At 51.1% G+C, this 25881-nt stretch carries 19 protein-coding genes and 3 pseudogenes; 10 read left to right on the top strand and 12 right to left on the bottom strand.

The genetic code is table 11. The features are described 5' to 3' along the window. Nucleotides 1–5 precede the first annotated feature (5 nt). Nucleotides 6–1259: an FAD-dependent oxidoreductase gene (locus FQ179_RS09590; protein ID WP_188074566.1), complete on the top strand. Its 1254-nt coding sequence runs from the start codon at nucleotides 6–8 to the stop codon at nucleotides 1257–1259. 22 nt (nucleotides 1260–1281) lie between these two features. Here the strand turns inward: FQ179_RS09590 and FQ179_RS09585 are convergent, their stop codons facing one another. The 5 genes from FQ179_RS09585 to FQ179_RS09560 all read right to left on the bottom strand — a co-directional run bounded on the left by FQ179_RS09585 (nucleotide 1282) and on the right by FQ179_RS09560 (nucleotide 9578). Next, nucleotides 1282–2175, bottom strand: coding sequence for a LysR family transcriptional regulator (locus tag FQ179_RS09585; RefSeq protein WP_149397096.1), 894 nt, complete (start codon nucleotides 2173–2175; stop codon nucleotides 1282–1284). A gap of 321 nt (nucleotides 2176–2496) precedes the next feature. Beyond that, complete coding sequence (locus FQ179_RS09575; protein ID WP_149397094.1) at nucleotides 2497–3690, bottom strand: GIY-YIG nuclease family protein; 1194 nt, start codon at nucleotides 3688–3690, stop codon at nucleotides 2497–2499. 9 nt (nucleotides 3691–3699) lie between these two features. Next, nucleotides 3700–5808 carry a DEAD/DEAH box helicase gene (locus FQ179_RS09570; RefSeq protein ID WP_149397093.1) on the bottom strand — a complete coding sequence of 703 codons (2109 nt, stop codon included), beginning with the start codon at nucleotides 5806–5808 and terminating at the stop codon, nucleotides 3700–3702. After that, the gene (locus FQ179_RS09565) at nucleotides 5805–8591 is read right to left on the bottom strand and encodes a DNA methyltransferase (RefSeq protein WP_149397092.1); all 2787 of its coding nucleotides are present in this window, start codon (nucleotides 8589–8591) and stop codon (nucleotides 5805–5807) included. Before FQ179_RS09565 ends, FQ179_RS09570 begins: the two co-directional genes overlap by 4 nt. A 66-nt stretch (nucleotides 8592–8657) precedes the next feature. Continuing rightward, nucleotides 8658–9578 carry a restriction endonuclease gene (locus tag FQ179_RS09560; RefSeq protein ID WP_149397091.1) on the bottom strand — a complete coding sequence of 307 codons (921 nt, stop codon included), beginning with the start codon at nucleotides 9576–9578 and terminating at the stop codon, nucleotides 8658–8660. A 584-nt stretch (nucleotides 9579–10162) separates the two neighbouring features. On the opposite strand from FQ179_RS09560, the gene FQ179_RS09555 reads away from it, so the two are divergent. From FQ179_RS09555 to ssb, 3 genes and pseudogenes are all read left to right on the top strand, one after another. Next, complete coding sequence (locus FQ179_RS09555; RefSeq protein ID WP_149397090.1) at nucleotides 10163–10696, top strand: RadC family protein; 534 nt, start codon at nucleotides 10163–10165, stop codon at nucleotides 10694–10696. Between the two features lie 566 nt (nucleotides 10697–11262). After that, on the top strand, nucleotides 11263–12063 hold the full coding sequence (locus FQ179_RS09550) for a DUF3560 domain-containing protein (protein WP_149397089.1): 801 nt from the start codon (nucleotides 11263–11265) through the stop codon (nucleotides 12061–12063). 76 nt (nucleotides 12064–12139) lie between these two features. Then, nucleotides 12140–12418: pseudogene (ssb, locus tag FQ179_RS22705) on the top strand (single-stranded DNA-binding protein); the annotation flags it as partial. 37 nt (nucleotides 12419–12455) lie between these two features. On the opposite strand, the gene FQ179_RS09540 reads toward ssb, so the two are convergent. The 4 genes from FQ179_RS09540 to FQ179_RS09525 all read right to left on the bottom strand — a co-directional run bounded on the left by FQ179_RS09540 (nucleotide 12456) and on the right by FQ179_RS09525 (nucleotide 17640). Beyond that, entirely contained in the window at nucleotides 12456–14654 is a 2199-nt protein-coding gene (locus FQ179_RS09540) for a hypothetical protein (protein WP_149397087.1), read from the bottom strand. Continuing rightward, nucleotides 14651–15913, bottom strand: coding sequence for a hypothetical protein (locus FQ179_RS09535; RefSeq protein ID WP_149397086.1), 1263 nt, complete (start codon nucleotides 15911–15913; stop codon nucleotides 14651–14653). The genes FQ179_RS09540 and FQ179_RS09535 overlap by 4 nt, the downstream gene beginning before the upstream one ends. A 1111-nt stretch (nucleotides 15914–17024) precedes the next feature. Beyond that, nucleotides 17025–17300 (bottom strand): hypothetical protein, encoded by a 276-nt coding sequence (locus FQ179_RS09530; RefSeq protein ID WP_149397085.1) that lies wholly within the window; start codon nucleotides 17298–17300, stop codon nucleotides 17025–17027. A 10-nt stretch (nucleotides 17301–17310) separates the two neighbouring features. After that, a complete protein-coding gene (locus FQ179_RS09525) occupies nucleotides 17311–17640 on the bottom strand; it encodes a hypothetical protein (RefSeq protein WP_149397084.1) in 330 nt (109 codons plus the stop codon). Here FQ179_RS09525 and FQ179_RS09520 point away from each other — a divergent pair. After that, nucleotides 17637–17762 (top strand): annotated as a pseudogene (locus FQ179_RS09520) (tyrosine-type recombinase/integrase); the annotation flags it as partial. The gene FQ179_RS09525 and the pseudogene FQ179_RS09520 sit on opposite strands and share 4 nt — an antisense overlap. A gap of 62 nt (nucleotides 17763–17824) precedes the next feature. Further along, nucleotides 17825–18935 (top strand): annotated as a pseudogene (locus FQ179_RS09515) (IS3 family transposase). A 387-nt stretch (nucleotides 18936–19322) separates the two neighbouring features. Here the strand turns inward: FQ179_RS09515 and FQ179_RS09510 are convergent. Further along, complete coding sequence (locus FQ179_RS09510; RefSeq protein WP_149397083.1) at nucleotides 19323–20060, bottom strand: GntR family transcriptional regulator; 738 nt, start codon at nucleotides 20058–20060, stop codon at nucleotides 19323–19325. A gap of 84 nt (nucleotides 20061–20144) precedes the next feature. Between FQ179_RS09510 and FQ179_RS09505 the strand changes: the two genes are divergently transcribed. From FQ179_RS09505 to FQ179_RS09490, 4 genes are all read left to right on the top strand, one after another. Continuing rightward, nucleotides 20145–21131: a tripartite tricarboxylate transporter substrate binding protein gene (locus FQ179_RS09505; RefSeq protein WP_149397082.1), complete on the top strand. Its 987-nt coding sequence runs from the start codon at nucleotides 20145–20147 to the stop codon at nucleotides 21129–21131. 40 nt (nucleotides 21132–21171) lie between these two features. Beyond that, entirely contained in the window at nucleotides 21172–22410 is a 1239-nt protein-coding gene (locus tag FQ179_RS09500) for an aconitase family protein (protein ID WP_188074471.1), read from the top strand. A gap of 35 nt (nucleotides 22411–22445) precedes the next feature. After that, entirely contained in the window at nucleotides 22446–22979 is a 534-nt protein-coding gene (locus FQ179_RS09495; protein ID WP_149397081.1) for a hypothetical protein, read from the top strand. 94 nt (nucleotides 22980–23073) lie between these two features. Further along, nucleotides 23074–23793: an RraA family protein gene (locus tag FQ179_RS09490; protein ID WP_149397080.1), complete on the top strand. Its 720-nt coding sequence runs from the start codon at nucleotides 23074–23076 to the stop codon at nucleotides 23791–23793. Nucleotides 23794–24172: 379 nt separating this feature from the next. Here the strand turns inward: FQ179_RS09490 and wrbA are convergent, their stop codons facing one another. Together wrbA and FQ179_RS09480 are read right to left on the bottom strand one after the other, a co-directional pair. Next, entirely contained in the window at nucleotides 24173–24766 is a 594-nt protein-coding gene (gene wrbA, locus FQ179_RS09485; RefSeq protein WP_149397079.1) for an NAD(P)H:quinone oxidoreductase, read from the bottom strand. A 130-nt stretch (nucleotides 24767–24896) separates the two neighbouring features. Next, nucleotides 24897–25868, bottom strand: a complete 972-nt coding sequence (locus FQ179_RS09480) for a glutathione S-transferase family protein (RefSeq protein ID WP_149397078.1) — start codon at nucleotides 25866–25868, stop codon at nucleotides 24897–24899. Nucleotides 25869–25881: the final 13 nt, after the last annotated feature.

Here is a 25881-nt window from a genome sequence, read left to right as displayed (position 1 = left end):
GTAACATGCAAAAAGATTCATGGCAGCGATCTGATCGACCAGTTGTAGTTGTCGGTGCGGGAATTGTAGGCCTAACCACTGCCGAAGCGTTGGTCGCGTTGGGGCACAAGGTGATTGTAGTCGAGCAGCGTGGGGCTGCAGCACAAGGAGCTAGCAAGGCGAACGGCGGACAGTTGTGTAGTGCTTTTTGCTTGCCATTTAACGCCCCGGGGTTTTGGACTCGTCTTGTGAACATATCCAGAACACCCAAAGGCGTGGGGTTTAACTGGAGCACCGCAACTTCACAGCTTGATTGGGGTGTCGCGTTTTTCAATCAAAGCTCCAACGCAAAGTATATAGATAATGCCACACAATTATTATCTCTAGGACGTCTCGCAGAAAGGAAATTTGAGGCGTTACTCGCTCGTTACCAATTAGATTTCTGCTATGAAAAAAATTGTGGAAAATTATATTTATATAAAGAAATGGATGCACTTCGCTCATGGGCTCAACTGTTGAGTGTGCGTGAAAATCTGGGTTTCCATATTAGCGTTTTGAATAAGAGTGAATGCATCGATATTGAGCCTGTGCTAACACATTCATCCTGTGAGTTTGCTGGAGGGATTTTTGTTAAGGAAAGCAGTATGGGTGATTGCGAAATGTTCACGCAGGTTCTAGCCGATAAGCTCCAAGAAAAGGGCGTTAATTTTGTCTATAATTATGACGTCAAACGGCTTCTTTTTGAGGACGGGCGTGCGTGCGGCGTTGAATCAGGTCAATCGTCTAAAATAGTCGGGGCTGCTGTTGTGTTAGCCGCAGGCCTCGAGGCAAGGAGTCTATTGCCAGAAACTATTCGTAAGCGCTACCCTATAGCACCCTTCAAAGGATACAGTGTCAGTATTCCTGTGCGCAATAAGCAGCTGCCAACTGGGACGGTCACTGATGGAAGTCGCGCAGTTGCCGTAAGTGTATTGGGCGATACGATTCGTATATCGGGTGGAGTGTTTCTGGACGCTAGTCCAGAGGTTGATAACCATCAAATTAGAAGAATAATAGACACAGCTCGTCGCTGGTTTCCGGCAATTGGGGAGCACGATCTTTCCATCATTAAGCCGTGGGCGGGTCACCGACCAACGACGCCAACAGGAGTGCCGTATGTTGGCGCAACATCCGAAGCTGGATTATTCGTGAATTTTGGTCATGGAAGCTTTGGCTGGACGCTATCCCCGGCTACCGCATCGATCGTATCTGAACAGTTGGATGACTACCTGAAATTGTGATTCAAATCTCCAGACTAATCGACTAGTCCTTAGATCCATAAATTTCATCACAGCGTTGTGACGCCCACTCGCTTAAACGACGCCTGGAGGGTGCCGATGGATCATTTGGATATGCTGTGGAGAAAATCAGCGGTTCCAGTTGGAAGGTCGTGTCTAAGACTGTGAGTCTGCCTTCTTTAATCGAACGATTCAAAGTGGGCTCAGGTAAGGCTGCTATCCCCAGTCCTTCTTCAGCAAGTCTAATGCATGTTTCCAGCGAGGATACTCCATTTAGTTTCAACGTAAAGCCGGCTCGGATTAATTGCTGTCTTATATTTTGGTAAGGAATGGTGTGCTTATCGAAAGTAAAGATATTAAACTCCTGTAAATCTCCGTAATCAATCTTTGTTCTTTCTAGTTTCATTAGTGGTGCAGCTGCTAAAACCATATCGAAGGTACAAAGCGGGTCAATAACCAACGAAGAGGAGGGAGGCGGAGTTATCAGAAAAGCAATGTCTAATTTGTGCTCAAGTAAATCATCTAGTAGATGCTGAGAGGGTGCCACGCGGAGGTCAAAGCTGATTGCGGGATAGCTCGAAGTGATGTGCGCGATAAAATTCGGCAGCCACGTTTGAGCCATTGAGTCGGATGCTCCGAAACGAATCAAACTTTGGGTGCCTTCAATTCCCGAAATTTCCACAATCGCTTGTTCTTTTAGTCGTAATAAGTGCTCAGCATGAACGAGCAGGCGATGCCCATCACTAGTAAGCTTCGCACGGTAGCCATCTCGGTCAAATAATGTTGTCTTCAAAAACTGCTCAAGCATTCGAATGCGGGCTGAAATTGTTGGCTGCGTTGTATGAAGATAATCTGCAGCCTTTTGAAATGACCCATATTTGGCGATGAGATAGAAGCTGTGTAGTTGTTCAAATGTCATATGCAGTGCCTGTCAGGATAGAGAGAGTACGACGGAATATGTGCTTTCTGACGTTCTTCATTCATGGACCGTATCTGAGTTCTTCTCAGATTCAGTTAGACGACACAGTGGTTGATCTACATGAAGGTGAACCATGGAACGCTGACGTAGGTTAGTGTATACCCGCGTGAAATCGTTCAAAACTGTACCTATAATTCGATGTGTGGAAATTGAAGAGTTAACAGATGGAGCGGTCACTTGGAAGCAACTGAGACCGTATGATTGGGACCAGGTTTGACCGGAGTTGCGCGGAAGGGATTGAGTGCTTACCGGCAATGTAAGTCAATGAGGCATGGTGGCTGGGATCAATCGAGCCGTTTTTGGGTCGTAGACGACTTCGTTAATTGATCCATCGTGTATGCGTTGAACTGCCTCATCGATTACCACCAGGGGCACAAGAAACCATTCGCGTGGTCGTACAGGATGTCCGAAGCGATCATGAATCGTGAGATCTAACTGCGCAGGCGCAAATATACGGTGAAACAGACGCTCTAGTTTTGTGCGGTTGATCTCGGCAAGTTTATACGTCGCGATCACTTCTACATCGGCTAATAGATAGGTAGCATCATGCGAGGCATTGGCAATACGAGTTTCTACCTTTCCGCCCGTAACCCCGATCTTGTGAATGAGTTCACGATGCTCGGCGATGAACGGATGTTCAGATAAACTGCGTAGCACGTAAATTGTGCCACTTTCAAGGTCATCTTCTTCCCAGCTTTCGCTGAATAAGGGACCGACATTTGGATCGGTCAGACGGCGTCCAGCGTCGTCTTTGTACAGTGCTCGTTGAAGTGATCTGCGCAACAGGTTGCTTTCAGTGCCGTTCGAGTAAATGACTCTGAGCCGTGCATCACTTTCACCATTCGGAGCTTTGATGGTTTCACCCGTTTCGGCGACATATACGAGCTGTCCGCCAAGAATAAAAAAGCCACCATCGACAATGCTGGCGTCCCGGCCAAATCGACGTGTTTGGCGGCGTCCGGCATCAAGGTCTTCCTGGGCTGCTTCAAGGAGAGGTTTGAACTGCTCAAAATCTTTGCATGGAGTCCGATTTGCAATCTCCTCGGCAGCTTGCCGTTCTTCGTGGGAACTGACGTGCTTGAGCACAGTGATATCGTCTTCAGCAACTGCAGTGACTCCAAGCTCTTCCAGCAGGCTCTCATCATCCAGCGTGTCGATCGCGGATAGCCGAGTTCCAGTTGAAGCCTTTAGCAGGCCGTCAGTATCCATTGGGGCAAGCAAAGCTTGTGCCTCAGGCAAGGCCCGCAAGCGATCCAGGCGCACAGCGTAGAGACGTTCAAAGATGTCGCGGTCATCTCCATGGAGTGGTGCGTGCCCGTTAGCGGCAAAGAACCGCTGTATATCCTCAAAGCCTGCAATAATCCGCTCTTCACGCGGTGTATGTGTGGCTGTTTTTTGTGGTGCGGTATCGACGCCCAGGGCATCTAATAACTCATCATCCGATAATGTAGCCATCTCTATCCCTTAATGTTCCTCAGCAGATTTTTGCTGGGAACGGTATCGTGCGAATGCGGCCACCCCTTCAGCCATGCGCTTCTCCCACACATCGGGGGAATTGATGTCGGGCAAACGACCTCGTTCTTGCTTAAACTGTAAAGCCCGCTGTGCCAGCTCACGCGCCTCGTCATACGGGATGCTGACACGCTTTGCGGCAACGCTGGCTTGCACCTGGCGCAGTGTCTTTTCGTCCATCGCTTTGGCCAGAATAGCGTAGGCAGCCTCGAACGGATTAATACGGTCGATCAGGTCAATGTCCAGGTCACGCACATTCACAAATTTGCGCACGCCGTGAATCAGCGCGAGGCTCCCTCGACCATCTTCTGCGGCAGCTTGATTGCCGTCAGTCAACTGCTGCTTGGCTTGTTGAGTAATCGTTAACGCGGCAATGGCGTGTTGACGAATTGCCTCCTGATCCGTATTGCTAAGTTCGGGGTAGAGATCACGCACAATTTTACCCATACGTAACTGTGTCAGCTCTTCGGGAAGGGTGTTTTCACGATCAAATAGGCCGCGCTCTAAGGCAGACTTGTCTTGGACGAAAGCGGTGATGACTTCGTTCAAGTCTTCCTGGCAGACCCGGTTGGCTTGAGCGCTTTGAGGCATAGCGAGCCCGTTGATTTCGACGTGATACTGGCCTGTTGTTTCATTAACACCGACGTTGGTGCCGCCATCAATATAACCGTTTGGGCCATAATCAAAACCGTTCTGAACGCCCGCGTTTTTTGGTGTGAATTCGAACCGTGGAGCTAGTACCTGCTCCATAAGCAGACTGGCTGCGATGGCCTTTAATGTGTCGTTTATCGCCTCTGTGACGGCTGCCTCCGAGGCATCGGGTTCGGCAATCAGGTTGGTGAAGCGTGTTTTTTCTTTACCTGGCGCATCTCGTGTTGCACGTCCTATGATTTGGACTATTTCCGTCAGGCTGCTGCGATAGCCTATGGTTAGGGCGTGTTCACACCAGATCCAGTCAAACCCTTCTTTGGCCATGCCAAGGGCAATGATAATGTCGACATGGTCGCGATTCTGGCGCTGCGTTGGATCTTTGAGGGCATTCAGTACATAGGAGCGCTTTGCCGCATCGCCGTCATCGACCAGGTCAGCAACTTTTATTACATGCCCGCCTTGTTCGGCTGGCAGCTTGATCAGATGAAACCCCGTGGCCGGATCTACGCCTTGCCAGTCGCCTAGCGAGTCCATGATTTCTTCGACTTCCTTGTGCTTGTCTTTCAAACTTTCCCGGGAATTTACATTCGGGATATGCACGATGGTTTTGAGTGCGGGGTCCAACACCTTCATGATCGCATCGAGGTAGCGACCTGTGTAGAAAAAATAGCCTATATCCAATGATTTCAGATATTGATAACCATTGAGCTGTTCATAGTAGGTGTAGGTCACGGTTTCGAACCGTGCTTCATCCTGAGGGCCAAGCACCGCTTCGGCATCGCCACGAAAATACGAGCCCGTCATGGCGATAATGTGTGTCTTGTCGTTTTCGATAAATTGCCCGAGCTGGTTGCCTAGGCGGTTATCGGGGTTGCTGCTAACGTGATGGAACTCATCAATTGCAAGCAAGCGATTATCAAAAGCTGCCAGCCCCAGGTCGTCCACAGCGAATCGAAACGTTGCATGTGTGCAGATTAGTATTTGATCGTCACTAGCAAGAAACTGGCCTACGGCTTTCACCTTGGATTTAGCCACCCGTAGTTCGTCCACGCCGGGTACATTACATAAGTTCCATTGCGGCTTGACGACCCAGTCTGCCCAGAAACCAAAGTCTTTTAATGGCTCATCGGCGAAGCTGCCTCCTATCGAGCGTTCTGGGACAACGATAATAGCTTGTTTAAGACCCTGGTTGTGTAGCTTGTCGAGTGCAATGAACATCAATGCACGCGACTTGCCTGAGGCCGGTGGCGACTTAATCAACAGGTATTGTTCGCCGCGCTTGGCGTAAGCACGCTCCTGCATAGGGCGCATGCCCAGCGCATTGGCGTTACTTGACGCTCCAGTATGGGCTGTGGCAATGGAGACGGCGGGAATTGTTCTTTTATTTGTCGGGTTCTCTACCGTGTTCATTGTGCTGTTTTCCTTGTGTTACGGGTGGGTGACGGTACAGCCGTCATCTTGGTATAAAGATCGAATAGCTTTTCCAGCCGTTCGGTGTCATTACGGAAACGACGTCCGATATAAATGCGCTCCAGCACTTCGTCATTTTGCTCGTGAGCACGGCGTAGGTTCTCTGGCATGCTGTCGGCGACATATAAGTCAGCAATAGTCGCCGGGAAATGGGCCTCTCGTGCGAGTAGAATGTTTTCAGCGCATCGCGTCAGGTCGATCTTGTTTTGTTCGGTGAGCAGTGGAACGGGAAAGGTGTTCCAGCCAAGTGTGTTGGAGTAGCGGAAATCGGTTTTCATCTTGCCGCAGACAGTCGCAATCCAAACCAGATGGATACGCGAAGCGATGATAGCCATATTCCAGAGAGGGGCATCAAAAAGTGCAAACGCTTCGCTTGTCACTGTGGATCGACTATCAATTAAACCACTCGGTAGGAGTGGACGGCTTTCAGACGAGGTTCTGGGGACAGTAATTGTCCAATTTTGAGAAATATTCATTTCTCGCATCTGGTGAGCTCGCGTCGCCATTTCGTTGGCACTTTTGTCGCGGCTTGCTAGGCGTATGGCGCGTACGCCTTCAATCCGCTGACGAATTGGCTCAATACCCATGGCTTCGTCGAGATGCTTATCTTCGATCCACAGACAATAGCGCTCTAAGCCTCGTATAAATTCAGCAGAACCGTAAATGCGTCGAAGAAAGCGCGTTCGCTGCTGAGTCGAAAGCCCAAGTTTGTTCGTCTCGTTTTTTGACAGCAAAAGGTGGCCACCGTCAACCGGCTTATTGCCAAAGCTCATCTCTGATAGTGCGCTTAGTGGCTTGGATGCTCTTTCAACGATGACATTGGGCCCAGGCACCAGATACGCATTAATGTTATCCGCTACCTTGATCTGCAAGTTTCCGTCACTCTGGCCGTTTGCTTCCGAGTACAGTCGACGCGTAGTTCCGGCATTTCTAGAAATACCAACAATTGCAACTGTTACTCCAGCATTATGGCTAGCTAGGTTCGCCCATTTGAACGAAGTATGGGCAAATTGTATTTCATGACCAGTATCGAATATCAACGGCCATAGTATGGGCACTTGCTGGCCCTGACAGATTGAGTTGGTCGATACAAAGGCGGAGGCCGCATCGGTTTTGGTGCCGTAGTCTGCAGCCTTCATGAACCAACCTGCAACGTAGTCCAGCGACTTCCAAGATTTACTGCGAGCATTGAAAATTGCTTTTAGATCAGCTTTTTGTTCCTCGCTCTGCCATGTTGAGCCAAGGTAAGGTGGATTGCCGCAAATGTAGGTTTCGCCACCTTCGTTGTCAAAGTCAATTTCAGGTTGATCTAGCGGTGTATGAAATAAGTCATTAGCCACCATCTTCACCTGGTTGCCGGTTGGTGGGCACAGGCTTAACCAGTCGAGCCGCAGCGCATTGCCGCAGGTGATCCAGTTCATGGCGTTAAGCGGCAGGAATTCTGCCAGAGCCTGGCGTTGGCCCCGATACTGCACATCACACTGGTATTCAGCAATGATCAGTGCGAGGCGGGCAATTTCGGCAGGGAAGCTAAGCAACTCAATGCCGCGAAAATTGGTCAATGGTATTTCAGTTTTTAGCCCTGGCTCACCGCGCCGTTGATTGATCTCGGCTTCGATCTGACGCATCTGTTTATAGGCTATCACCAGGAAATTTCCGGACCCGCAAGCTGGATCGAATACGCGAGTCTTGGCCATACGTCTGCGTAGATTGAGCAGTATGCGGGGATTGTCACCAGCTGCATTTAGCTGTTCGCGCAGCTCATCCAAAAGCAGAGGGTTTAGTACTTTCAAGATATTAGGCACGCTGGTGTAGTGCATGCCCAAGGCGCCGCGCTCGCCTTCGTCGGCTACCGCCTGAATCATCGACCCAAATATGTCTGGATTGATTTCACGCCAGTTCAGTTGGCCCGAGTGTAGTAAGAAGGTGCGTGCCATACGAGAAAAGCGGGGCACATCGATGCTACCGGAAAACAGCCCGCCATTAACATAGGGGAAGGCGTCTGCCCAGGCGGGGGGCTTGTCCGCGTTACGCTGAGTAGCACTTAGGTTCATTGCATGAAATATTGTTCCAATGACCTCATGTGTATTTGCTGCATCCCGCTCGCTCATTTGATCAACGGTACGGGTAAACAGTCCTGTTTCCTTGAAGATCCCGGTGTCTTCGGCAAAGAAGCAAAAAATCAACCGTGCCATGAAGTGGTTCATATCATGGCGGCGCTCTTCGGTTGCCCAGTCAGGATTATCCTTTAGCAATTCGACGTAAAGCTTATTAAGACGTCCTGTGGCGCGCACGTCGATAGGGTTATCTTTAATCTCCTTGATCGTGGAGATGCCCGCCAAAGGCAAAAAGAAACCAAAATGATCAGCAAAGTTACGGTAGTCGGGCGCAATGGTCTCACCAGATACCAGATCTTCAGCTTCTAGTGTTCGTCCGTCAGTTGCAAGTATGAATTTTGCTTTTGCCGTCGTGGTTTTAGGACTGGCCCGTAGGGCATTTAATGTTTCGCTGACAGCACCGGGCTGGCAGGTGGCAACGTGGATATTATTGCGTTGAAGCACGCCATTTGGCACGTCGGACGCGTTGGTATTCCCTTTGCGCAGGCGATCTATGGTTGTTTTCTTATTTCCAAAGGCCGCCAGGAAGGCAAATGGGAACTCCTCACCATCAAAGGGTTGGGATGCCAGATCCGATACGGCTGCTTCAATCTCTACTGCATTCATGAGTTATTTGTACCAGATGGTAGGTGCTTTCATCTTCTATTGGTTGAGTCGTGACCAGTTGATTAGCTAATCTTCATCAAAATAATCAGTATCAATTTTTGGGATCATCAATGACCGTGACGTTACGCCAACCTCATAATCCATCATCAAATTGACCAAACGTAAGCCGTCAACTAAAACTATGCCTTCAACGGACTTGCCGAAGTCGATAGCTTGGGCTGAGAAGCCTGATGTCGTAATAAATACGCCGCGTTTCGCTTTTTGACCGGCTAATGCGCCATAAAAGGCTTGAAGGTCAGGGCGTCCGACAGTGCCTTGCCAGCGTTTGGCTTGTACGTAGACTTTCTCTAGACCGAGCTTGTCTAATGAAATCACCCCATCGATCCCGCCGTCACCAGAGCCGCCTACCTGTTGTAAATCATTACGATTTGCACCGTAGCCGAGTCGATGAAGCACATCAAGCACAATAACTTCAAAACGCGTTGGCGATACTTGTGAAAGACTTTCTAAGAGATTGGCAGCTGTGGCTTCGCGTAATTCCTTCCATGCTTGATCAAGCAGATCGTCTGGACTGATTGTGCTCGTTTGAACAGCGGTAGCTGTCTGTGCTTTGGTTGCGAGTGGGGCTCCATCCTCAATTGCTCGTAGTCTGACATCTTTGAAGCCAACGGCAAGATGCTCGATTTGTTCGGCTGAGAGCGGGGCCGGGTGAGCTTGAACATACTGAATGCCGTTGTTATTCAATTTCCAGTGACCACGTTTCACGTCATCAGAAAATCCTGCCCGTTTTAATCGGTCATAGGCCCAGCCTGCTCGGTTCTTGTAAACCGCTTGGCCGCTGTTCAGGGTAACTTGTCGTTGTTCTAGAGTTAAGCCGAGCGTATCGGCTGCAGCCTCATGAACTACTCGTGCGGGCGCACCATCAGTGTTGATAGCTAGGTATCGAAAAATTGGTTCTATGAACTGGTCGTAGGTAGGTACGGGCATCGGTATTCACTGGTTTTTACGTAGATTGGCCTATACGCATTGCAGCTGCGATGCGTACTTATATAGTGGCTTATACAGCCATAGTAAGGCCGTTCTGGGCATACGGTCGTTGCGATTGGATTGTATCCCGATGTCTACCCCCCCCGCCCCAGGATCGGGTTCAAGCTCCATAGGGCTTGGGCCTTGTGACCGCTGACAAACAACTTTTCAAATACAGACCGCCATCAGGCGGTAGGGGCGCTCGCCGCGCGGGCCAGCATTCGCAATCAGTGCATATCGGGCTGTCGTTCCCATTGCCCTGAGTGCGCCGCCCAAAACACCGACTGTACCGCCAACCGTGTCCGCTGCCCTGGCTTTCGCGGCATGAACGGCATCCTCCCCGCCAGGCGGGTCCCCTCCATATATTCCACGGTCCTGTTCATCAGCCCCGGCCAGCAGTTCAGCACGGCAAGGCGACGAACTCACGGCAACGGCGGCAACCCCGCAGGAACCGTATTACTGCGAACGCCGAAAACCTACGATCAGGCTCGGAATCTTCGGCCCCGGTCAGCAGGAAAACCAATTGGCTTTTGAAGGATAGGATTATGGAACACGTTAACCACACTGCAGCTTTGGGCTATGACAACATGAACGCAGGGCAAACGCTTTATGTGCGCAGCCCGTCGGGTCGGTATCAGGCCGCGACTGATTCGCATGTACTGGCCGCCGCACGGATTGCCGCTGAAAGTTTGATCGGTGACCGGGCTGACATGGGGAACCCGAACGCAGTAAAACGGTATTTTCAAGCCAAACTGTCGGGCATGGGGCACGAAGTCGCCGCTGTGCTGTACCTGAATAGTCAGTTTAAGGTGATCCGTTACATGGAAATGAGCCATGGAACGCTGACGCAGGCCAGCGTATACCCGCGTGAAATTGTTAAAACAGCACTACGCTTGGATGCGGCAGCCATCATCATGTCACACAACCACCCAAGCGGCATACCTGAACCCAGCGAGGCCGATCTGGCACTGACGCGACACTTAAAACAAGCCCTGGCGCTAGTTGATGTTCGTTTACTGGATCACATCATCGTTACAGGGCGGAACACGACATCGTTAGCGGAATCGGGCCAAGTGTAAACCTGGAGCAGGGCGGGTGAGAGCCCGCCTGCACAGGTAGACGCCACGCGCTCCGGCGTCGGTTGGACTTGTGCTGACGCACAAGTAGTTATCTGTTTTCTTCCTTCTCAACAAAAGCAGCCCGTCCCGGTGTACCGGGACGGGCATAGCGGCTTGCTGGTGCAAGCTGGATACAGCTGCGTAACTGCCTTCAATTTAGATCACCGCTTCGGTGATGGTGGCGCTCGCTGCGCGGGCTGCTGCCGGGTTGTGCGTACTGACACCGCAAGCCTGGTCCTAAGAGTTTCATCGCCCTAGAACGCCGACTGTATCACTACGTTCCGGCGCTTCAAGGGGGTGTTCATAAAACCCGCTGCGCGACTTTTACAAACCTTCCCCCCTTTCCGCTAGTCATTGCGTGATTCAGCACGGCAAGGGCGATGGAACTCACAGGACTGGCGGCAGAACGCGATAGGACCAGCACACAACCCGGCAGCAAAAACCTACAAACGGGCTCAAGAATCTTCAGGCCCGGTCAGCAATGAAATCACTACCGCGCCACCGCGCACTTTTTGAAGGAAGGCGACATGAACCACTACGAAGCAAAACAAGCAGACCGTAAGGCCAAGCTAGAGGCCAGGGCAGTGCAGGCCGAGGCACAAGCTGCAACCACCTATGGCCGTGCAAAGCAAATGGGTGAAGCGATTCCATTCGGACAGCCGATTTTAGTTGGCCACCACAGCGAAGGCCGAGACCGCAATTATCGGCAGCGGATCCACAACACGTACGGCAAAGCCTTTGATCTGCAAAAGAAGGCTGACCACTATGTGCAGAAGGCGGCTGCTGTAGGCGATGGGGGAGTATCCAGCGATGACCCTGATGCAATAGCAAAACTCATGCGCCAGGCGGAGCAACTGACAGCAAATCAGGAACGCATGAAAAAAAGTAATCAGGTGATCCGTAAGCATAAGGGCGATGCAGAGAGCCAACAGCGTGCTTTGCTTGAGCTGGGATACTCGGCAGAAAGCGCACAGAAGCTGATGGCACCGGACTATGCCGGACGTGTGGGCTTTCCGTCTTTCACCTTGACCAACAATAACGCGAACATTCGCCGTATTGGGCAACGGATCAAACAATTACAGGCTAACCAGGAGCGTGCGCCGGTCAGCATACAGGGGATGGGGTATGCATACGCCGAGGACGTGGAAGAGAACCGTGTGATGTTTATGTTCGAAGGCAAGCCGGAAAAAACCACCCGCGAGATGCTAAAACGCCATGGTTTTCGGTGGAGCCCAACCCGTGGCGCGTGGGTGCGTCAACTGAACAACGCCGCTATATGGCAGGCAAAAGCTGTCATGCAGATTTTGAACGGCTCGACCAACAACTAAACCGAAGCCCCAGGCTGCCTTATCGGCCTGGGAAATTTGTCGGCGAGCACGCCAAACCACTACTAGGAGCAGCAACATGGCATCAGTCAACAAAGTTATCATCATCGGCAACTTAGGTCACGGTCCAGAAATGCGCTATAGCGCGGATGGGTCCGGGATCTGCACCATTTCCGTTGCCACATCGACAAGCTGGAAAGACAAGGCGACAGGCGAGAAACGAGAAGAAACCGAATGGCATCGGATTGGGTTCTATAACCGCTTGGCAGGAATCGCCGGAGAATACCTGCGCCATCTGCGGCTGGTGGCGCTGCTGTCGTGGCCGACGATATATCGTTCAACCTGGCAGGTGCGGGACGCAGCTGGCTGTGCATGTAAGAAGGTACTACCTAAATCTAAAAGGCTGGGGAGTTTGAGGGCGGTTGATTTCTAGCGAGATTCAACAGGATGAGAAGATGCTTATCAAAGTCGCTAGCCGTGAGTAGCTCAGTTGTTCTACTGCATACAATTTCCAGGTCAGTCTTTTGAATTTTTAAGCGATGAATGGCTAATGCTAGTGCGAACTCCAAAGCAGCCTCTCCCTGGGGTTTGTTCCTGGCCGAGAATATTTTTAATAAAAACTCACGCATGAACCCGCTTTCTTCATGAGTAGCGGAATAATTAAGTTCAGACGGGTACGCCTGCCTTAATAGTGATGCTTGAATTATCCCGTCATTAAATCTATTGAAATTTTGAGGATCAAGTATCACATGCTGAACCGTATCCGAATGCATGCAATACCTTTCGTCCATCTTCTTATCTGTGCGGGCGTGTTCGAGAATCGCACCTATGGTGGCGAGCACGAGCGCTACGTGCTGGCTCCCTTCTTTATAACCTTCAGGCCAGAAAAGGAAATCTTTTCTCAGGCCTAGCGAAGCATTTCCGATAGCAGTAGGTAACAAAGCTGCTTCACCCAAACCAACGTTGACTTGACGGCTATGCCTGTAATCGAACAGTGGCTTCAGGGCTGGATGAGTTCTATATAAACTCTCTTCGCGTTTCAATGACTGGTGCATGGCTGAACCCGTTGCCAGGCAATTCCAAAGGTTAAAGCCGTTTGTTCCGTCTTTCGTATTGCTTAAATTGGAACGGAGAAATTTCGATTCACTTTTTTCCGCGCAAACTTGTAAGCCGATTAAATATAATTTGCTGCCCTCATGGCGTGCTCGTAGATCTCTTGAGATGCCTAACAAAGTGTGGCCTTGTCCAATGACCGCCGCGAGAATAAGCAAACCCCGTTTGCTGTCTAACGTATCTAGGTGACGCTCATAAGTGTCACTGCTATGCATTCCCCATGGAAGTTCAACCTTGAATTTTTTTAAATAATTTCTACATTTCCTGGCCAATGTGAGACTGGCCGAATCATTCTGGTAAATGATTCCTTGGATCGACGCTGGCACTTTGGATCGCAGTTCTTTCTCAAGCCATTTCTGAAACGTTCTATTTTTAACCAACAACGTACCCTCTGCGTAGAACGTCCGTCTTCTGCCGTTAGGCGTCGCAACATCTACATTCAGAAAAGGTAAGCTCCAGAACTGTTGAGCAAGATCTTTTGTGGTGCTTAGCGGGTGGTGGTCTCGCGATAAGGTTACTTTTTTTAACGGCATCTGCTCTTGCTGAAACCGCTCTCCTAGGGTGCGAAGCCCCCTTGTCCCCAAAGTCGGTATCGCGCCATGCTCTGCCCAATTGTCTGGTCGTTCAAAAGTAAAAATAGCGTTTTCGTCACCTACGGCGCCTTTGAAGGTCGCCAAGGTCACTACATCATCACTCTTACACCGTGTTTTTTCTATCCATTTCTGTTCCAACGATAACGAGGATGACGCTGAGATAATGCAATACGCCGTGCCTGGCATGGGGGAGTCAATCTTGTCTAGTCCATCATGAGAGTGGAAACTGACGATCCTTGGAATGATATTATTTGATTGAGATCTGCGCAGGAGTTCGCGTAGGGCATACGCCACGCTGGAGATTCCCATCGTATCGATATAGATAGTTTTAAGGTTTTCTCGCTTGCCCATCCTGACAAGTAATGCGAGGGCGAGAAAATCCACCACCTGGCTGTGAGATAAGACCTCCTCTGCACGAATGAAGTGGCTTGCACTGTCTCCGGACGGCTTCTGAAAGTGGTAGCCAGGAGGCGCGGGAATTACTATCTTTTTTGATGTGAAGATTTGTTGAATACCTGCTTTGAACATGTCAGCCAAGACGTCCGTCTCTCGCAGTTTCCCAGTGATGAAGTCTGCCAAAGGCATACTCTCCACGACTTTCGTTTCGACGTTTTTTTGATCGGGTCCGATTGTTGCGGTATAAAGCCCCGTTTTTGTCCCTAACCGTTTCAAGGCGCCCTGCAACGCATCATCGCCCAGGATGCTCTGCATCTCACTATCATCGCCGTCAACATTGAGCAAGATGATCCCGTCTGGATAAAGCACTTCCTGCGCCGCATCTTTTATTGCCTCTGCAACGTAGATAGCGGGGGTAGACCCAGGGGCCTTGAACAGTACCTGAAAGGTATATCCGCCGCACGACCAGGAGAACGTGAACATGGAGTTCATGTTAGATCCCCACTTATTGGAATAACGATCGTATAGGTGGTGCCTGGCAGATAGGCTTGCTCTTGGTTGTCAGGATACCAATGCTCCGGCACGAAGCCGTCTGTGCGAGTGTTTAGAAAATTTTGATAGAAAAATACTCTGCCCGTGCGAAGCGCCATGAACGCACCGAGCTTTTTCAATGATTCAACAGAGTATCCAAGGCCTCGTCCTACGCCGTTAGTTTTTTTGGTTGTATTACCGACGACAAAACACTCCCGAACAAACTCAAGTTCGTCCTCGAAGGTGAGGCTATTGATTGAACGGCTACGCTTCTTAACGGCCCATTGACGGGCTAGACCAGGACCCGTGTCGTATATCGTGAATTCTAGAAAGCGCGTCGAGCCGAGCGACTTTGTTCTGTCCGAGTGCGGCTTGGCATACCCGGCGTGTACGCGAGCAACCCGTTCTTGATTGACTTCGGGCTGGACACTATGCCTTTTCTGTCGAATAGCGGCTAGTGCCATATAGCGAGAAAGGTGAACGTTAATATGCGTTTCCTTTTTATCTTCTCGGTATTCAACCGTTCGAGCAATAATGCCGCGAACATTGCCGCTTGTGTAAGCGTTCCCTTGTTCATCGCTTCGGGCATGCTCGTGTGTGTTTGAAAATAGCTCATAGACCACAGAGGATATGAAATTTAATGCCTCGGGCGAAAGTCTGCGTAGGGCTGCCGGTTCAAACGCAGCAATCGCGTTACGGGTCAGGTCAATAAAATCGCTGGGATTTCGCAATGAGGCTTCATCGTCGCGGCTGTATAGGGGACCAATATATTCGTTGACGGAGCCATAAAAGCAACATAGGTGTGCTCCCCGAGTACCGCTTGTGTCACGAAATTCGTGCCTTTGCATGGCGTGAATGACAGGAATCAAATAACGTCGCGCTTCGCTTGCACTTGCGTTGAAACCCTGAGCTCCTTTGATGTGATCCGCAAAGTAAATTGCAGCACTTCCGTGTGGCTCTTTGGCAAGTCCAGTCAGTATTTTTTCTACTGGCTGTCCTGCCACCTGGAGCGTGCGCTCGCTATGCGTCCTGGACCATAGCGCGAGGAGTTGAATAACAAGCCCAGTAACGGCAAACCCTACGTCTGGCGGTATTTTTCCTGGTACTTGAATAACGTCCGCATCAGCAAGTTCAAGTTTCGTGATGTGATCTGAAACAAAGTCGAGTGTGACGTTGCGAGGAAGTCTAAGCATAGAGAAAGAGGTGACTGAGTGGTCCAAGGCATTGGCCGGATCGAGATTTCTCGGAACTATTTGGCGCTTCTCGTTCGGATGTGGTTTTAGTTTTTACTTGTAGCGATTGTAACCAATCGGCTTTGGGTTACGTGGCGGCGGAAACTTCTAGTGATTAAGATTTTGGTATGCAATTGATGTTTGCGTCTTCGGCTCGCCGGACTGCGCTGCCCTAAGTTTGCTGTTCGCTCATCCCGAGCCGGGACGGGCATGGTCTGACTTACGTATCGCTGACGCCTGCCTGCAGGCATTTGGCAACGATTGTTTGTGGTTGATAGGGTGGGGCGGTCTTGCTCGGTGTGTAACACAGCATGATAGCTGGAGGTCATTGAGTTCTGATGGTTTGATGGCTCACTGACGTTCGGCTGCCTGCCCGATAACCCCATCTTCGATGGGACCCTGATTGATGACGTTGCCAGCCCTTCGACCTGGCTGGCACCTTCAAATCCACAAATTCGCTGTCGCTCATTTGTGGCCTTAAAAGTGCCACACAAGACGCACCCTGGTGGGGTAAGAAAAGCGCTTGCTTTTCAAGGAATTGGGAGCGAACGGCGGTCGCCCGCGTTGTAGGACATAAAGAGCAAAAAAACAGTGTAAGAGCTTGATTTATCGAACGGATATCCGGCTACAGTTGTAGCCTTGTTTCTGGTAGACGGCATGGACACCAGCCGCTAGCAACGTACCAACTACACGCTGACTGCTTTCCATCTGCACTTTGATTGCATGGCGACAGCATTGGTGCTGCGTGCTGATTACCTATGGGCGGCAGGAGTTTTACAGTGTTGTGGCATCAAGCGTACGAGGAAATGTCAGAGGCACTGTTTCATACTTGAGCAGACAGGCATTGCCAGGTCTGAGGGGCAGAAATCGGCTCTGAGCGGCCGTTCAGCGAAAAAGTCAGGATGAGTCTTGCGGCGATTGCTCCCGTTTCGGCGTTCTATCGAAATAAGCAGAATGCAGCATGTAGCCTTAACGCTACGTGATTAGCCTTAGAGGCCATCGGTAAAGTACAGTTGCGTGATTTACAGCTGGACGAATGCGCGCAATGCCATGATTCTTCACTTTCCGCCGCCAACCAACTGGCAAGATTTCCAATTACTTACCTTGCGCCTTGTCGAGCAGCTGTGTGATCCGACAACTGTTCGTGAGTATGGACGTCAAGGTCATACACCACCAGGCTGCCGGTCTTTTGCAAGCGAGGGCGAAGAATCTTGTTTTGGATGAACTCGGCAATGCTCATATGCCTGCCCCCCAAGCACTCGTATTTGTGGATCATGGATTCACCCCTGTTGTTTTGTGGCTCACAGGCACACCACAAACCTGCTTGAGGCTCGCCAAATGCCATTTCGTGAGCCACAAAGGCATTTGTAGCCATTTCATGAGCCTCAAAATGCCTCCCGCCCTTCGGCGATGTTCAATAACGCTGGGAAGCACAGCGTGGCAGGCCGATTGCCGCAGGCTTCCATCAGCACCTTCAACACCTCGCCGCCGCGCAAGACACCCAGAATGCGATTGGCCGTTGGGGCAGGAATGCCGCTGCTGGCCACAAAGTCCGAACTCTTGAAGATCGGCCGCTCGAACACCCAGTCCAGCGTATGGATGGCGTACTGCGAGCGCGTCAGCTCAGTCACCTCGCGCTTCATGCGTTCGTACAACGACAGAATGTCTGCCGCCTTGCGCTGGTTCTCTTCCGCCTGGGTCTTGATTGCCCGCAAGAAGAAACGGCATGCGGCGTGGAGAGCTTGTGCAGTTGCGATGGGAGCACGTGGATCTGACGCGCCGTGTCGCGCACCTTCCACTTACCAAAAACGGAAGTTCACGCGATGTGCCGCTATCAACCTGACCTGCCCCCAAAGTTAGGCACAAAATCAGGTAGAGTCCGTTTAAAGGGATACGGACATGAAGAAACGGTTTACCGAAGAACAGATCATCGGTTTCATCAAGGAAGCCAAAGCGGGCTTATCTGTGGATGCGCTGTGCCGCAAGCATGGGTTGGCAGCTCTACTTTTTACAAGTGGAAAGCCAAGTATGGCGGCATGGATGTCTCCGACGCTAAGCGACTCAAGGCGCTGGAAGATGAAAACGGTCGATTGAAACGTCTTTTGGCTGACAGCATGCTCGATAACGCCGCGCTCAAGGATATCGTTAGCCGAAAGTGGTAGGCCCACAGGCTCGTCGTGACGCTGTGCAGCTATTAAAGCAAGCATGGCAGCTGTCGGAACGACGCGCTTGTGGGCTGATGAGCATCTCGGTGTCGGTACTACGCTATCAAGCGCGGGCCGATAGTAACGGCGAACTGCGCGAGCGTATAACAGCGCTGGCCCAGGAGCGTCGCCGCTTTGGTTATCGTCGTATTCATGTGCTACTTGAGCGTGAGGGCTGGGCTGTGAATGTAAAGCGTACCTATCGGATATATCGACAAGCAGGATTGGTTGTACGCAAACGCAACCGTAAACGTATCGGTCCAACGGAACGGATTGCGCTGACATTACCTGATCAGCCCAACGATACGTGGTCGATGAACTTTGTGCACGATGGTCTGGCCGATGGCCGGCGTATTCGTTGCTTAAACATTGTGGACGATTACACGAAAGAGACGCTCGCCATTGAAGTGGATACGTCGCTATCGGGCGTGCGTGTAGCGCGCGTACTGGATCGCATTGCCCTGCACCGCCCCTTGCCTCGTCGACTTCGTGTTGACCATGGGCCGGAATTTACGGGTTTGGCGATGGATGCGTGGGCCCAGCAGCGAGGCGTGACACTGGCCTTTACTCAGCCTGGTAAGCCTATACAAAATGCGTATATCGAGAGCTTTAATGGCAAATTCCGCGACAAATGCCTCAACGACAATTGGTTCACGAGTTTGTGTGAAGCGCGTGTACTGATTGAATCGTGGCGTCAAGATTACAATCAGACTCGACCCCATAGCTCTCTGAATAATTTAACCCCGTGCGAGTTTGCTGCTCGTCACATCAACTTAGCCACAAACTCTACAACGACTTGTGCCTAAATCTTGGGGGCAGGTCAAACCGATTCCTGCGGTAAGCAAATGGTTGCAGCGTTTTATCAGAGACTACTTCGCGTACCACGCAGTGCCGACAAACATGCGGCGCCTGGATGGCTTTAGTGTTGAAGCGTGCCAGGCATGGCTGCATGCCTTGCGTCGACGCAGCCAAATGCACCGAATACCGAGGAAGCGTTTTGCTCGCATTGCCAATCAGTACATACCACGGCCGCGTAAATTGCACCCCTATCCTGAAGAGCGCTTCTATGCGTTACAACAGAGGTATGAGCCCTATACGGTAATTCTGTACGTGCAGAGCTGTGCGGGGGGAGGCACTGGGTAACCGGTGTCTCTAGCGCAACCAGTCTCCATAGCAGCTGTGGTGATGAACCGTTACGTTTCCGCAGAGCTCTGCACCCGCCTTTTGGAGCGCGTAGGTGTTTTTGCTGGCTCAGACTCAAGTTCGGCCAATCGGGCCAACGCAATAATCTTTGCGCGCTCGTTGTATAGGATGACTGCGGCGTTGGCTGCTTCAGGATTGCGCGCCTTGATTGTCTCCAATAAGGCCATAAGATCCTTGATACTTGCCGTAGGTCGGCCAGGAACCCGTAATGATGAGGCCCACATAAAGCTGAGCTGGGCATTTAGCTGTCTTAACAAATCGGGCAACGCAAAATTGCCCGAACCCATCATAAAACACTCGAAAAAATCATTTTTAGCCACTCGAATGCGGTGCTCGTCTTCGTTGACCAGCGCTTGGTCCATTGCGTGAATGCATTTTTCCAGCGCCAAGATTTGCGCATCGGAACCGTGGAGCGCAAAACGCCTGGCGGCCAGACATTCAATGGTGGTGCGAATATCCCATAGGTCTAGGAATTCCTTGGTACTTAGGCGCCGTACCACTGGACCCTTATTTGGGATGATTTGAACCAGCCTCTCAGCTTCTAGTCGTCGTAGAGCTTCGCGAACAGAGGTGCGACTTACTTGCAGACGGTCACACAACTCGCGTTCGATCAGGCGGTCGCCGGGCTTGTAAACGCCTTCGATGATCAGAGTGGAAAGTCGTGTGAGGGTATCTGAATATACGCTTTGTTTTACAATTTTCGTTGATGCTTTTTTTTCAATTGTCATACAATATGTGTTCTTAAGGCGGTAATTAGAAGAAATATAGACTTGTTAACTAATTTTTGTCATACAATTAAACACGAGGAAGCTATGAGATTCTTTAAACTATTGTGTCATGCTTGGGTTGCCTTGGCAGCGTTGAGTTCTTTCTCTGTCGCTACCGCCCAGTCAGCCTCGTCGTACCCTGATAAACCCATTCGGCTTATCGTGCCTTTCGCACCAGGCGGAAATACCGATGTAGTAGCCCGCGTTGTCGCCGAAGGCTTGGGGCAGAGGCTGAAACAGTCCATAGTAGTTGAAAACCGGGCCGGAGCTGCCGGCATAGTTGGCACTGAATATGCAGCCCGCGCGGCGGCGGACGGATATACGTTATTAGTGGGTCACATCGGCGCGTTGACGATCAACCCGTACATCTACTCTTCGTTGCCTTACGATACTTTGAAGGATTTTGTGCCTATCAGCTTATCTGCAAAGACTGCATTAATTTTGTGTGCAGCACCCAAAATGGGGTTCAAAACAGTTAGTGATTTAATTGCGGCGGGCAAGAAGGACCCGGGGTCGTTAGCCTTTAGTACGGCAGGTGTTGGCAGTGCCGCATACATGGCTTCGATATTGTTCAATAACCAGACGGGAATCAGCGCGTTGGATGTGCCCTATAAAGGTGCGACGCCCGCCACAACTGCAGTGGTCAGTGGTGAAGTGTCTTTTACTTTTGGGGGCTTGGCACCTTCGCGAGGGTTAGTTGAATCGGGTCGGTTGAATGCCCTAGCAGTTACCAGCATCGAACGGAGCCCATTATTTCCGGATGTGCCCACAATGGCAGAGGCTGGTGTTCCGGATTTTGAGATAGAAGATTGGAATGGCATCCTGGCCCCAAAAGGAACGCCACCCGCCATCATTGAAAAACTGAACAAGGCAATGGTAGCCTTGTTGAATGACCCCGCGACAATGAACAAGCTGGTTTCACTGGGTTTCACTCCTGCGCCGACTACGCCTGACGAGTTTTCCGAATTCATCAGAAGTGAAATGAAAAAATGGTCGGCGATTGCTAAGTCGGCCAACGTCAAAGTCAATTAAACGCATTTTGGACGGTGGATGCGATAAAGGTGGAATGCATATGGCTATGACATCAGCCGAAAAAATTCTGGCGAGAGCCTCGGGCAAAGACAAGGTTTCGCCGGGCGATATCGTCCAGCCAAATCCTGAACTTGTAATCATGCACGATGGCTATGTCAACATGGCATACGAGCAACTGTCGCAGCTTGGCTACCGCAGAATTACTGCGCCCGAAAAGGTAATGATCATTACGGACCACAAAGTGCTCCATTTGACATCCGAAGCGATCTTGGACGCTAAAAACCATAGACACGTTGCGGAAAAATGGGGTGTACGATATTTTTTTGGAGCGGGCCAGGCTGGGCACGGTCACATTTACCCGATGGAGGTCGGGCTGGTAAAGCCGGGAATGTTTCTGTTTTCGTACGACATGCATTGCACAAACTTTGGAGCGGTGGGTGCGTATGCTCATAGGGCGGGGCCCGATATCATTACTGTGCTGGCTACTGGATCATTGTGGGTAACCGTGCCGGCCACGATTCGAATTGAATTGACGGGCCAGTTTGCATTCGGTGCGCATCCGCGCGATCTGGGATTCTGGTTGTCTTCGCAGTTGTCGCCGGAAAGGTTGGACATCGATTTTGACTATAGAGTTGTCGAGTTTTCCGGTCATGCTGTAGACGAAATGCCCCTTTCATCCCGAGTAGCGTTGTGCAATACGCTGACTGAAATTGGCGTAGCCAACGTGTTGTTTCCGTCTCAACAGTTGACGGGCGGTTGGCAAACGCAAATCAGCGATGAAGATGCCCATTTCGAAAACAAGATTACCCTGGATATCGGCGAAGTTAGCCCACAGGTCGTATTGCCAGGCGCGCCGGACCAGGGCGTATCGATAGACGAGGTGGTCGGCTTGAAGATAGACCATGCCTTTATCGGAGCGTGTGGCTCTGGCATGTATGACGACTTTCGGATAGCTGCGGACATCCTGAAAAATAAGAAAATTGCACCGCATGTGCGAATGTTCGTTGTGCCGGGTACGGTCGCCGTAGCCAAACAGTTATCCGACAGTGGCTTGTCCAACATTTTTGCCGATGCGGGCGCCATTCAGTTGCCTCCTGGTTGCGGCCTCTGTGCCGGCGGGTTGGGTGGCCCTCTGGCTCCAAATGAAGTGTCTATTTCCACGGCGGCAACTAACGGCGCGGGCAGGATGGGCGCCAAAGATGCTAAGTGCTATTTAGGCAGTCCCATCACCGTTGCGCGCTCTGCGATCGAAGGGTGCATAACCGATCCTCGCACATAAGTTCCTGAACTTTTATTAAAGGCGTCCGATAAATCATGAACTGGATCCAACGAGGTTATGCGCACGTGCTGGGGGATAACATTCCGCACGATGGCGGAGTGATTAGTTTTGACAAGGTGATTGGGCGGGTTACCGATCCGGCTGAACTCATGCCCTTGTTGTTTCGGGAGATCGATCCCGAATTGGCACAGCGCATTCAGCGAGGGGATTTTATTGTTGCTGGAAAAAATTTCTTAGCTGGCAAAGCCCACAATAACGGTCTGTACGCTTTGAAGGCGTTGGGTGTTGGAATACTCTGTGAGTCCATGGGTGTGCGCGCCTCTCAGGGCGTTTACAACTTGCCACTGCTTTGTCTGAAAGACTGCAACGATATCAGCAAGAATATCCAGAATGGTGATGATCTACAGGTCAACTATCAGAATGGGGAAGTTCAAAACCTGACGACAGGAGAAGTCTTTTTCTATCCCCCGCTACCGTTGAGTATTCAGCAGATCATCCAGCAAGGCGGGTCAATAGGGATGCTCGTCGAACATCTGAAAAACAACCCTCATTTAGGTGAACCGGCTTAATCGCGCCGACCATTAATTCCGCCAATTAAATATCTCCTAATAGCTTGGGAGGATTGTTGACACTGAACCGCTCAGAGCGCATGGAAGAACACGCATGACTATAGAATTAACAGGAAGAATTGCTCCGGAGAAGATTAAGCTGCTAGAGCTGCCACACACTGATCCCTCAGTACTGGCGGAGCTTGAAGCACTAGGTGACGCAACATCTGCCGTATCCGATGCATTGGACTCCTTGGGTATTCCAGGAGCGATAAGTGCGTCCAAGCTTAGATGCATCATGCCCAATAGGCGTATGGTCGGCACCGCGTTAACGCTTAAGAATGTGGCGCGGGAGGAAGATCCATTTTTACTCGCCCAAGTTAATGACAGCCGGATGGCTGAAATTGAATGTCACAACCTTGCCAAACCGGGCGACGTCCTTGTTATTCAGGGAGTCGCGGGCGCATCAAATATGGGAAGCGTGGGCGGGCGTATGGGAAAGCGTCAAGGCGAAGTCGGCGCCATTGTTGATGGCGCAGTTCGCGATGTGCCCGATTTCATCGCCATTGGATACCCTATTTGGTCCACTGAAATTACTCCAATAACAGGCAAGTGGCGGGTTGAGTCCGTTGAAATAAACGGCATGGTCAATATATGCGGTATAGAGGTTCATCCAGGCGACTTGGTTGTGGCCGACGGCGCCGGCGTATGCTTTATTCCACGCAGTCATATTCTTGAAGTGCTGGCGTTCGCCAAAAGAAAAGTGCAGTATGAAATAGATAAGTGCGCCGAGGTCGACAGCGGAAAGCGTATCGTCGATATGGCGAAGTCATAGGACGCTCAAGCGGACACAGGCTTTTCCACCACATACACCGGATCCACCGGTAATAAGCTGTTCGATATCAGCTTCGGTGCATCGAGTTAAGGGTGAGCGAGCCCAGATGTTCAGTCAGCCTATCGGTTGGGATAGAACACCCCTTGGTGGCAGCGCCTGCTCTAATGTCACCACAACGAAGTCCGTTATCAAGCGATTTACAGATGCTGATTGATCAGTAACCAGGACCTGACCGCCGGACGGGGCCTTGCCGGGCTCGGTAGCTCGGTGCTCAAAAGGCAAAACCGTTAGCATTACGCTGAGCGGACTACTTTTTGCGAATAAGCAAGGAACAGGCGGAACTCTTGCTTACGGCAGGCGAGAGTACGATCAGGCTTACTCATCCACTGATTTTTTCAGCCACATCAATCAAACGGCGAGTCTGATGGCTAATCGCGGCCTTCACCTCTTCGGTAAATTCCTCGCCTTGTGTGTGACTGTAGCCGTAGGGGTTGCCGCCTACCTTGAAGATTGATGGGTCGGTATAGCCAGGGGCCACCACAATGGCACCCCAATGAAACATCGACGTATAAAAGGAAAGCAGTGTGGCTTCTTGTCCGCCGTGCCGGTTTTGCGCAGATGACATCGCCGAGACTGCTTTGTTGGCAAGACCGCCTTTGCTCCATACGCCTCCGAGGGTATCGATAAAAGCGCGCATCTGGCTTGCCATAACACCGAAACGTGTCGGAGCCAAGAACAGGTAGGCGTTAGCCCATTCCATGTCTTCTATCGTGGCAATTGGGATGTTGGCAGTCTTGTCAGCTTGCGCTTTCCAGGCCTCTTGGCCCGCAACGACCTCCTCTGGTGCCGTCTCGGCGACTTTTAAAAGTCGTACTTCAGCGTTCGTCGTTTTTGCTGCTTCGGCAGCAATCGATGCCATCTGATGGTTGGTGCCGTAGGTAGAGTAAAAAATAATAGCGAGTTTGACTGCCATGACGGGTTCCTTCTTGAGTGATTAGCTAGAGTGTTCGTCGCATGAATATAATTGCGGTTTCCTGACGCCTGGGTGTCTGTTGGGCTGCAGGGCAATGTTATCTGATTGCACCGCGGACACGCCTTCCGAACTATCGCCTACTTGGCGGGCGATCTAGGTCCAAAACAGGGCCTACGGGGACAATGCCGTTGGGATTGATGGTGCCGTGGCTGCGGTAATAGTGCTGCTTGATATGATCGAAATTCACGGTACCCGCAACGCCCGGCCATTGGTAGAGCTCGCGCGTGTAGCTCCACAAGTTTTCGTAATCGCTCAGACGCTTCAGGTTGCACTTGAAATGACCGTGATACACCGAATCGAAGCGGATCAAGGTCGTGAATAAACGCCAGTCGGCTTCGGTGATCTGCTCGCCCACCAGATAACGCTGCTGATCAAGCTTGACTTCAAGTTTGTCCAGTGCGGCGAAGAGATTACGCACATCGTTTTCATACACGCTCTGTTCGGTGGCAAAGCCTGCCTTGTAGACACCATTGTTAATGGCATCGTACGTGTAGGCGTTAATGGCATCGATTTCGGGCAGTAAGTCGGCGGGTGAATAATCGCCGTCCTTTGTCGCAAAGCCATCAAAGGCTGAGTTAAGCATGCGCATTATTTCCGCCGACTCGTTATTAACGATGGTGTCGCGCTCCAAATCCCAAAGCACCGGGACCGTGACGCGACCACTGTACTCTGGCTTGGCTCGTAGATAGACTTCGTACATGTACCGGGCCCGTGCGACGGGGTCGGCGATCACGCCGGGGCCGGGCTCGAAAGTCCAGCCGTTTTCTGCCATATAAGGGTTGACCACGGATACACTGATCACGTCTTCCAGGCCTTTGAGGGCACGAAGGATCAGAGTACGGTTGGCCCACGGACACGCGAGCGAGACGTACAGGTGATAGCGACCTGCCTCGGCTTTAAAATCCTGGCTGCCCGTCGGGCCAGCGGAACCATCGGGTGTGACCCAATTGCGAAACTGTGCATCACTGCGTACAAAGCGTCCCCCAGTGCTTGAGGTGTCATACCACTGGTCATGCCATGTTCCATCGACTAAAAGTCCCATAACGTTTTTATCC

It is taken from the genome of Pusillimonas sp. ANT_WB101 (assembly GCF_008369125.1).
In the GTDB taxonomy this organism is placed as follows: domain Bacteria; phylum Pseudomonadota; class Gammaproteobacteria; order Burkholderiales; family Burkholderiaceae_B; genus Allopusillimonas.
This window is presented reverse-complemented; position numbering and strand designations above follow the sequence as displayed.

What these genes read in the sequence shown, in the direction of transcription:
- FQ179_RS09590 (WP_188074566.1), top strand. Translation starts at nt 6, where the DNA reads ATGCAAAAAGATTCATGGCAGCGATCTGATCGACCAGTTGTAGTTGTC.
- FQ179_RS09585 (WP_149397096.1), bottom strand. Translation starts at nt 2,175, where the DNA reads ATGACATTTGAACAACTACACAGCTTCTATCTCATCGCCAAATATGGG.
- FQ179_RS09575 (WP_149397094.1), bottom strand. Translation starts at nt 3,690, where the DNA reads ATGGCTACATTATCGGATGATGAGTTATTAGATGCCCTGGGCGTCGAT.
- FQ179_RS09570 (WP_149397093.1), bottom strand. Translation starts at nt 5,808, where the DNA reads ATGAACACGGTAGAGAACCCGACAAATAAAAGAACAATTCCCGCCGTC.
- FQ179_RS09565 (WP_149397092.1), bottom strand. Translation starts at nt 8,591, where the DNA reads ATGAATGCAGTAGAGATTGAAGCAGCCGTATCGGATCTGGCATCCCAA.
- FQ179_RS09560 (WP_149397091.1), bottom strand. Translation starts at nt 9,578, where the DNA reads ATGCCCGTACCTACCTACGACCAGTTCATAGAACCAATTTTTCGATAC.
- FQ179_RS09555 (WP_149397090.1), top strand. Translation starts at nt 10,163, where the DNA reads ATGGAACACGTTAACCACACTGCAGCTTTGGGCTATGACAACATGAAC.
- FQ179_RS09550 (WP_149397089.1), top strand. Translation starts at nt 11,263, where the DNA reads ATGAACCACTACGAAGCAAAACAAGCAGACCGTAAGGCCAAGCTAGAG.
- FQ179_RS09540 (WP_149397087.1), bottom strand. Translation starts at nt 14,654, where the DNA reads ATGAACTCCATGTTCACGTTCTCCTGGTCGTGCGGCGGATATACCTTT.
- FQ179_RS09530 (WP_149397085.1), bottom strand. Translation starts at nt 17,300, where the DNA reads ATGGCTACAAATGCCTTTGTGGCTCACGAAATGGCATTTGGCGAGCCT.
- FQ179_RS09510 (WP_149397083.1), bottom strand. Translation starts at nt 20,060, where the DNA reads ATGACAATTGAAAAAAAAGCATCAACGAAAATTGTAAAACAAAGCGTA.
- FQ179_RS09505 (WP_149397082.1), top strand. Translation starts at nt 20,145, where the DNA reads ATGAGATTCTTTAAACTATTGTGTCATGCTTGGGTTGCCTTGGCAGCG.
- FQ179_RS09500 (WP_188074471.1), top strand. Translation starts at nt 21,172, where the DNA reads ATGGCTATGACATCAGCCGAAAAAATTCTGGCGAGAGCCTCGGGCAAA.
- FQ179_RS09495 (WP_149397081.1), top strand. Translation starts at nt 22,446, where the DNA reads ATGAACTGGATCCAACGAGGTTATGCGCACGTGCTGGGGGATAACATT.
- FQ179_RS09490 (WP_149397080.1), top strand. Translation starts at nt 23,074, where the DNA reads ATGACTATAGAATTAACAGGAAGAATTGCTCCGGAGAAGATTAAGCTG.
- wrbA (WP_149397079.1), bottom strand. Translation starts at nt 24,766, where the DNA reads ATGGCAGTCAAACTCGCTATTATTTTTTACTCTACCTACGGCACCAAC.
- FQ179_RS09480 (WP_149397078.1), bottom strand. Translation starts at nt 25,868, where the DNA reads ATGGGACTTTTAGTCGATGGAACATGGCATGACCAGTGGTATGACACC.